9 protein-coding genes are annotated in these 7743 nt (G+C 37.2%); all 9 read right to left on the bottom strand.

The genetic code is table 11. The annotated features are described in order from the left end of the window. Positions 1-4: 4 nt before the first annotated feature. The 9 genes from PHV37_08875 to PHV37_08915 are packed head-to-tail and all read right to left on the bottom strand — an operon-like array spanning position 5 to position 7702. Positions 5-1024: a phage tail protein gene (locus PHV37_08875; GenBank protein MDD3238192.1), complete on the bottom strand. Its 1020-nt coding sequence runs from the start codon at positions 1022-1024 to the stop codon at positions 5-7. Between the two features lie 8 nt (positions 1025-1032). Beyond that, positions 1033-1701, bottom strand: coding sequence for a phage tail protein I (locus tag PHV37_08880; GenBank protein MDD3238193.1), 669 nt, complete (start codon positions 1699-1701; stop codon positions 1033-1035). After that, positions 1694-2803, bottom strand: coding sequence for a baseplate J/gp47 family protein (locus PHV37_08885; protein MDD3238194.1), 1110 nt, complete (start codon positions 2801-2803; stop codon positions 1694-1696). The genes PHV37_08880 and PHV37_08885 overlap by 8 nt, the downstream gene beginning before the upstream one ends. Next, the gene (locus tag PHV37_08890) at positions 2800-3162 is read right to left on the bottom strand and encodes a GPW/gp25 family protein (GenBank protein ID MDD3238195.1); all 363 of its coding nucleotides are present in this window, start codon (positions 3160-3162) and stop codon (positions 2800-2802) included. Before PHV37_08890 ends, PHV37_08885 begins: the two co-directional genes overlap by 4 nt. Next, entirely contained in the window at positions 3162-3671 is a 510-nt protein-coding gene (locus tag PHV37_08895; GenBank protein MDD3238196.1) for a phage baseplate assembly protein V, read from the bottom strand. The genes PHV37_08890 and PHV37_08895 overlap by 1 nt, the downstream gene beginning before the upstream one ends. Next, on the bottom strand, positions 3665-4633 hold the full coding sequence (locus PHV37_08900; protein ID MDD3238197.1) for a contractile injection system protein, VgrG/Pvc8 family: 969 nt from the start codon (positions 4631-4633) through the stop codon (positions 3665-3667). Before PHV37_08900 ends, PHV37_08895 begins: the two co-directional genes overlap by 7 nt. Then, entirely contained in the window at positions 4633-4848 is a 216-nt protein-coding gene (locus tag PHV37_08905) for a tail protein X (protein MDD3238198.1), read from the bottom strand. The genes PHV37_08900 and PHV37_08905 overlap by 1 nt, the downstream gene beginning before the upstream one ends. After that, positions 4845-5261 carry a phage tail protein gene (locus tag PHV37_08910; GenBank protein MDD3238199.1) on the bottom strand — a complete coding sequence of 139 codons (417 nt, stop codon included), beginning with the start codon at positions 5259-5261 and terminating at the stop codon, positions 4845-4847. The genes PHV37_08905 and PHV37_08910 overlap by 4 nt, the downstream gene beginning before the upstream one ends. Then, positions 5261-7702: a phage tail tape measure protein gene (locus tag PHV37_08915; protein ID MDD3238200.1), complete on the bottom strand. Its 2442-nt coding sequence runs from the start codon at positions 7700-7702 to the stop codon at positions 5261-5263. The genes PHV37_08910 and PHV37_08915 overlap by 1 nt, the downstream gene beginning before the upstream one ends. Between the last annotated feature and the right edge of the window lie 41 nt (positions 7703-7743).

The following is a 7743-nucleotide window of genomic DNA, read 5'->3' on the forward strand; positions in this document are numbered from 1 at the left end:
CTCCTTATGCATTTTCTTCTGGTCTGTTTTTTCGCCAAATAGCAAGCCAATTAACAGTAGGTGTATATCGCTGTTCTGAGTTGTAGCAGGTGATTGTAATTTTTGTTGCATCTGTTCCCCAGTAGCAATACAAGGAATCGTTCCCATCAACATCTCCTGAAAAATATATGGTTCTGATTGAGGGGATAAAAGCTAACAAATCCGTCATTTTATAGCCGTCAGGAGGGTAAACATAACTTGTAGTACCTTCATTCAGACCTGATTCGATATGCATATTGTGGAATCCGTGAATAGCCTCGCTCGTTACAATGTCGGATATATTATGCGTATGGCCCTTGCTTGCATAAGGTTTTAAATTTTCCTCTGGCACAATCCCTTTTTCATCAAGTACAAGAACATTATTAGATTCATTGCCGGCGTGATGTCCATCAACCAAGTCAGCGTTCAAATCCTCACATTTTGTTTTGTTGGAAACTGCGACTTGCTCTTTTTCATTTCCTGCATGATAACCGTCAACTTTATCGGCATCGATTAATCTGTGATGAGCGTTAACATCTTTGTTGTGGCTATTTTCAAGATAATCAAGAGAAACAACCGCAACGCTTGAATCAATTACAAGATTTGTATTTTCCAAGTTTTCAATTTCAACTATAATTTTTATGTAAAAATCTCTGGTCGAACCTTCATCTTCAATAGGTTTGTAACTTTCAGGAATGCTTGCAATCGCAAAGAGATTTCTGTCATTATCAAAAATCCCGACTTCTCTGATATAGTAACCGCCTGAATTTGAAGGTATTGCACATTCAATAACCAATCTGTTTGAATAATTTGTATCAGCATAGATTCTTGAAATATTATTCCTGTAAGTTTCATTCACAAGCTGTGTTTGGTTTTCGTTTGGCTCGTAATATCCGTCACCGCCATCGCCTACAGCGAAAGTGCCTAACACAAGGGGAATAGAATTCACCTGTGCATCAATTATTTTATTTACGCCGATTTTTGTTAATAATGTATAAAATTCCATAATTTCTCCTATCCGAACGCCCAAACAGATTCATCAAATTTGGAAGTGTCAAAAAACATCGTTGGTAAATTGAGATTGGTTTTAGAATTTTTGCCCCAATTTCTTTCATCCCAACTGTATGAATCCCAAAATAAATCAAATGGTTTCGGCATTATGGCAACTGTTTCGCCTGTGATTGCTGCAAATTTACCTTTGCAGGCTTTGACTTTTGAGGACATAGAAATGCTTACGCTTGAAAGATGCGAACGTACATTTTTGTACTCATTTATTAAATCTTCCAACTTTGCGATAAGGTCATAGTCCAAGCCTTTTGAAACGAAATTTAAGTCAACAGAGAATGTAAAAGGGTCGCCGCCTGTTTCAAACCATTCCTGAATTTTTCCCTCGATTCCAAACATATCGAATATTCTCGTAAGTGCGTATTTTGTCCCTTTATGCCTGTGGACTTCGATTGCACGTTTTATCAAATCTCGTTTTTCATCATCATTCCTTGCTTGCAGCCAACCTTCATTACCTGTAACGTGATATTGTTCAGCCAAGTGAGGCAACGCATCTGATGGTACATTGTCGATGATAGTCACTAAAAGGCAAGTTAAATCTATATTTGAGAATCTTTCATCAGCAATTAAATCGATTATTTTTAAATTTAAATCGTTAATCGGGGTTAAATTACTCATTGGCAAACCCTCCAATTGTGATATTAAAATTTATCAAGTCGGCCCATTGATAATCGAGAATTTCAATATCAACGGGGGTTGTTAAATCCACTTTAAACACGCCATAAACACTGTTTAAAATTGAAATAATTTGAGTGCGGATTACATCTTTTCCAAGTTTTTCAGCCAGTGCCGCTTTGTATTCGGTAATTTTTGCTTTAATAGTTGTTATAACGCTTGTTTCATCTGCATAAGCGAATAAAAATATATTTGCATTAAGCTCAAATTCGATTTTCTCAGGAGATTTAACAATAACGTTATCCGTAAGCGGACGGATTTTATCATCGCTCAAATAATTTTGAACGATAGTCAAAATCTCAGCTGACGGATTCCCCGTTTTTGAAAGAGGATAAACTTCAACCACCCCGGGGCTTGGAGATAAAACCGAAACATCTGTTATACTTTGATGTGCTGATAAAGTGTGGAATCTGTATGCACCTTTACTGCCGGCATTTGAAAAACTTTCCGGGGCTTGGCGAATACGCTCTCTTAAGCTTTCAACATCTTCATCATCCGCACCGCCTGAACTGACGGCAATATTTTCAACAGTGCTGATATATGAAAGCGGTGTAATTAAATTATTAATTGATTTTAGAGTGTAATTATTAGCTGCAATTCCTGATGTTTGGCAAGTTGCCTCAACATCAATGTGCAATTCACCTGCCTTTAAAACTACCGCAGAGGTTGTTTCAAAAACAAAGAGTTCATCTTTTGTGCCGACTTCTGTTCCAATCGGAATTGTAAAATCAAATTCGAGAGCTTCATCAACAGAAAACCTCAAGGTTGTTGTTGCACAATCGGCTAGAAGTTTTTTAACTCCCAAAGGTTCTCCGATGTGTTCTAAAATATCAATCGGGGCATAACTAAGCAGGTTTTCTTTTGCAATCTCCTGTATTTTTATTCTCAAAAGATTTTCACGGTATGCACAACTGTCAATCATCAAGCGTTCAATCTGTGCAGGTTGCAAAACTTTGCCTGATTTAGATTCGTACAAATCAATCCATTCTTGAGTGATTTTATCAGCATCACGTTCGATAAAATTCGGTTCAGGAAGTTGTGTCATAGACTCACCTCCGCTGTTGAAGAAGTTGAAGAATCTTGTTTTAAGCTCCATTGAACTTTTATATTCAATTGCGTTGCATTAATTGCGATACTTACAGAATCAACATCAACCCTTGTTTCCCAAAGATTTATCGCATCTATAACTTCTCTTGTAATATTTGGTTTTGCTACATTTACAGGGGAATCAACGTATTTTAAAATATCCGAACCGAAAGTCGGACGATGTGGAACAGAGCCTTTTTGAGTTGATAATATTATGGCAATGCATTGGTTAATATCCTCAATTCCCTCGGCTACAGAGCCGATTTCATTGAGTTTATATTGCCAATCTACATATTTAATTTCTGATAATGTTGTCATTACATTGCTCCATCAGGGGCAGAAGTAGGACTGCCCATATTTCCTGTATGCGAGTGTGGGTTGTAAATATCACGCATTGCCTGCATTGAAGATTTTTTGTCGGTAATATCTGCTGCAGAAGTTATGCCATCAGTATTTTGAATTTTTCCTGTGTTTAAAATATCTGCAACAATATTTAGCGTTTTTGCAACGATAGTAAGCATTTGAGTTTCTTTGTTATATTCAATGAAACTACCATCTTCAAACTTGATTATGTGTTGATCCTTCGAAATCCCCGGAACGGAATCAACTCCGGTATAAATTGCACCAAGAATAACGCCATCTTCTGAATCATCATCCATGAGGCAAGCAACCTGTTCGCCGACATCAACCATAGAATAGAATTTATCTTTGTTTGTTTTTGGCTGAAGCACAGGAAGCCAAAATGAAGTGATATCATCATCTGCAAACTGCACTCTAGCCTTTGCCATGAGTGGATTAATGTTAGTAACAACGCCGAATTTTAACACGAGGCCACCTCCAAACTTGTTGCATATCCTGAACTGCGGTCAATTCTGTGGCGAGCTTCTTTTATGTGATATTTGCCTGAAAAGTAGCCCAAGTCCTTTAATTCAACATTCAAACCTGCCACAAGATAAGGATTTCCACACATATCAACAGAGCCTTCGATTGTATCTTTACCTTTAGCAAGTGCTGCTTTTGCTTTTAAAATTGCCTGCTGTTTGTTTTCACAGCGAACATTTAATTTTAAAGCATCGCCTTTTACACAACTTTGATTTTTTACAGTTGCGCTAACCTTTTTGCCTGTTTTGGGATTGTGGTAGCTGACCGTTACTGATTTATAGTTTTTACTCGTTTTTTCTGTTAAATTCACTCTTGATAATTCGTTGCGATATAGGATTTTTGCAGCATTCGCATTAACAAGTTTTTCGGTTTTATAAAAAACAAGATTTCCCTCTGTGATTTTGAAAATATATCCGTACTGTTCTGCAAGTTTTTTGAGGAATGATAAATCACGCTCCTGATTTTGCGTTATACGTTCAACTTTTACATCTTCAATAGTGCCAACGAGCTTGAGGTTGTGGCGTTTTGCGATTTCATTGGCAATCTGTTTTAAGGATTTATTTTCGTATGCAATAGAATTATTTTGTCTTAAGGGCTTTTTGATTCCTGTCGCAATCGCTTTTACAATAAGAGTATCAGGCGGAGTGTCAAGCTCGATTTCATCAATCTCAAATACTCCGCAATTTAGGAGCTTTTCGCCTTCATAACCGATAAATAATCTGAGAGAATCACCTTTGCTTGGAATCCAGGCATTTTGCCAAAGTTTCTCTGAATCCTCAAAAGTAATAGAAATTTCATCACTTTGTCCGTGTTCAAAGTCAGCGTATTCAATGCTTACTACATAACTTGAAACATCACGAGTGATGTCTTTTTTGTTGTATTCGATTTTGAAAGTAGGTTTTAACATTAACTTCTCCAAGGAGGTAATTCAAATGATATTTGCTCATCTTCATCAAGCACGGGGATTTTTAGATTGATACCGGCTTCAAGAGTCGGTTTAATAGGAACTGAGGGATTTGCCTGAATAATAACTTCGTATTTTGTGGCATCTTTATAGAACTTATATGCGATCGAATCCCAACGGTCATTGTCTTTTGTAATGTAGGAGTAGAATTCCGTCATTTCTTTTTCAATCCCCCTTGTTTCTTCGCTTCAGGGATTTTACCTGTGTATTCTCTGAGCCTCAAATCGACTTGGACAGAAATTAAATCACCCTCTTTGCTTGTCTGCTCCGTTGTAGAAACAATTTCAGACACAACAAAAACTCCGATATATTCGCCATTCCCTTTGATGAATTTCAGCGGTGTGGCTTTATTTGCAACTGCTTTCAGTTTTTTAATTTCTTCTTCAGGAGTACAAAAAGAATTGTGAAAATTCAGCTTGATATTTTCTTCTAGCAGATTCATTCCCATATACTGCAAAACAGGCTTGTTACCGATTCGCTCATGTTCAGCGTAATTATACGAAACGGTTTCATCCATTCCGTTAAAGTATGTTATTAATTCAAATTCAATATCGCCAAGTTGTGCAAACATTAGTACGCCAACCTCATTTTTCTTTCGTTTTCTTTTCTTACAATTGTTAGAATTTCTTCTTTATGTTTTTTGAGCAGCACAAGGAAATCATCTTTTGCGCCCTTACTTGCTCCTGAAATTGTGACAACAGGGTTATAATGAATAACTGTCGAACTACTGCCACCATTCGCTCCACGCACATCGGGCTTTAAAGCGTTTGATTTAAAGGTCAATGCCTTATTCATCGCAGCAACAATCGGCAACGGTTTTATTGCAGAGGCAATAGTTTCTGAAATTTTGACCTTGTGCAAATCTTTTAACGGACCTGTTTTTGCAGGAGAGTGCGGTAGGTGATCCCTGATAATTTGTGCGTGTTTATTTATTGCAGCTTGGGTTTTGCCAGTTTTACTCAAAAGCCCAAAGGTAAGCATCTCGCCGATTATTGCACCAAACTCAAACGCTTTTTGAACCAGGCTTGCAAGTTTAAGAATAATATTTGCAATGGCTTTGCCGAATTTTACACCCATTTTCTCTGCTGCTCCACCGACATCATTAACTGGAGTAAAGAGCTTTTTAAGCCAGTCAAAAACTGCTTTTAACGGTTTTGTAATTGGTTCGAGTGCCTGTGCTAATTTGTTAAAAACTGGCATCAAAGGTGCCAAACCTTCTTTTAAACCTTTAAATACACCTTTAAAAAATCCTGTAATTGGCTTCCAGTATTTATAAATAACAAAAGCAACTCCTGCAATCGCAAGTGCAATCCAGCCTAAAGGAGAAGTCAAAAGAGTAAGAGAAAAGGCACGGAATGATACTATTGCAGTTCTAATCATTGATGGGATTGATAAAAATCCTGTTTTAAATGATTTTAAACCGTTTAGCAAATTTGCAGGAATTACCTTTACCGAAGTAATTGTCCAATCTTTCAAAGCTATTGTTGATTTCAAAATATTTGACGGCAGCGTCATAAACGAATTTCTTAAGTCATTATCAATTCTTCTGATGTCTGCGCCAAAACCCAAAAGAACGTGTTTAGGTAAATCTAAGCCCAATTTATTTCCTGCTTTAAAAATATTAAAAGCATTGTTTAAACTGTGAGAAGAGGAGTTCATTCCAATAAAATCTAAAAGCGCCACGGAGTTTTTTATTAAAACAGGAGTCAGTTCACGTGCTTTTTCTAAAAAAGTGCTGTAAAAACCAATGAGTTTTCCGGTTAACATTGTGCCGGTACCAAGCAAAGTAAGTGCAAGACCTGCTCCGATTGTGCCTATAACTGCATTGAATAGTCCTTTTTGCATTGCAGGGTTTGCATTTATTTTAGTGAGCAAATCGTTTAAGGCTTTCAAAGGTGCGTGAAGATTAGGAAACACAAGCTCTTTCATATTTATGCGAAGCTGTTTCCACTGTTCATTTGTAGTTGTCATCATATTGGTAAAATCACTGTCTATAATGCCTGATGCCCCAAGGGCCGTAGCTTTGATTCTTTTATACTCATCCAAATTCTGAAGCATCGGTTTAATAAAAGACAAAACCTGCTTGTCCTGGAATACTTCTGATATTTTGAAAATATCGCCCTTGCTTGCTTTATTCATTACTTCCAAAACTTCAAGTATTGGGTCTTTACCTTGTTTGGTGGCATCTACCAAAACATTTTTTAAATTGATACCAAAAGCGTCTTTGAAATTTTTAACAGCAAGTGGAGATGTTACTTTTTGAATAAAGTTTTCTAAATTGTTCGCCGCTTCTGATGCATCGCCCGCACCTTTCATTGCAATTTGAAGAGCTGCACCAAGTGATGCAACCGCAGGAACGCCTTTCATTCCAAGCATTGATGCACCAGCCGTTAAACTAGGGAAAGTTGCAGCCATATCCTTTAATTCAAATCGTCCCTCTTTTCCTGATTGAGCAAGGATATCCATTGATTTACTCAAACTGTCGATTGGCACTTTCAAGTTGTCTGATACAGAAAATGCGGTTCTTGAAATATCAACAATTGCAGCTTGCTCTGCTGTTGCGGTTTTACCGATTACATTCATATAACCAAGTGCTTTTGTTGGATCAACGCCGGATGCAACTAAAACATTCAATCCCTCAATAATTTCAGGTCGGTATTGGTTTGTGTATTTTGAAATTTTACCGAGTTCTTTATCCATTGATGCAATTTGTTTTGAGCTTAATTCTCCGACATTCCCGAGTTCTCTGAGTCTGTGCTCCATTTCAAACGCTTCTTGAATTGCATCTGTCATTCCTAATTGATGAGCGATTCCAACACCTGCAGCAGTTAGTCCTGCACCTGCGGTTGCAATCTTTTTGCCCATTTCATCAAACATTCTAGAGGTTTCTTTTATTTCATTTTGGAGTTTTTGGAATTCTGTTTCTGATTTTTTGACAGCATCTTTGATTACCCTCGACATTTTATCGATGGCGACAAGCGTTAATGAAATTTTCATCATATTGTCTATCATTGATTTTCAAACATTTCCTCTATATTGTCAGAGTGCTTTTG

The organism is Candidatus Gastranaerophilales bacterium (assembly GCA_028693235.1).
In the GTDB taxonomy this organism is placed as follows: Bacteria; Cyanobacteriota; Vampirovibrionia; order Gastranaerophilales; family Gastranaerophilaceae; genus JAQUVW01.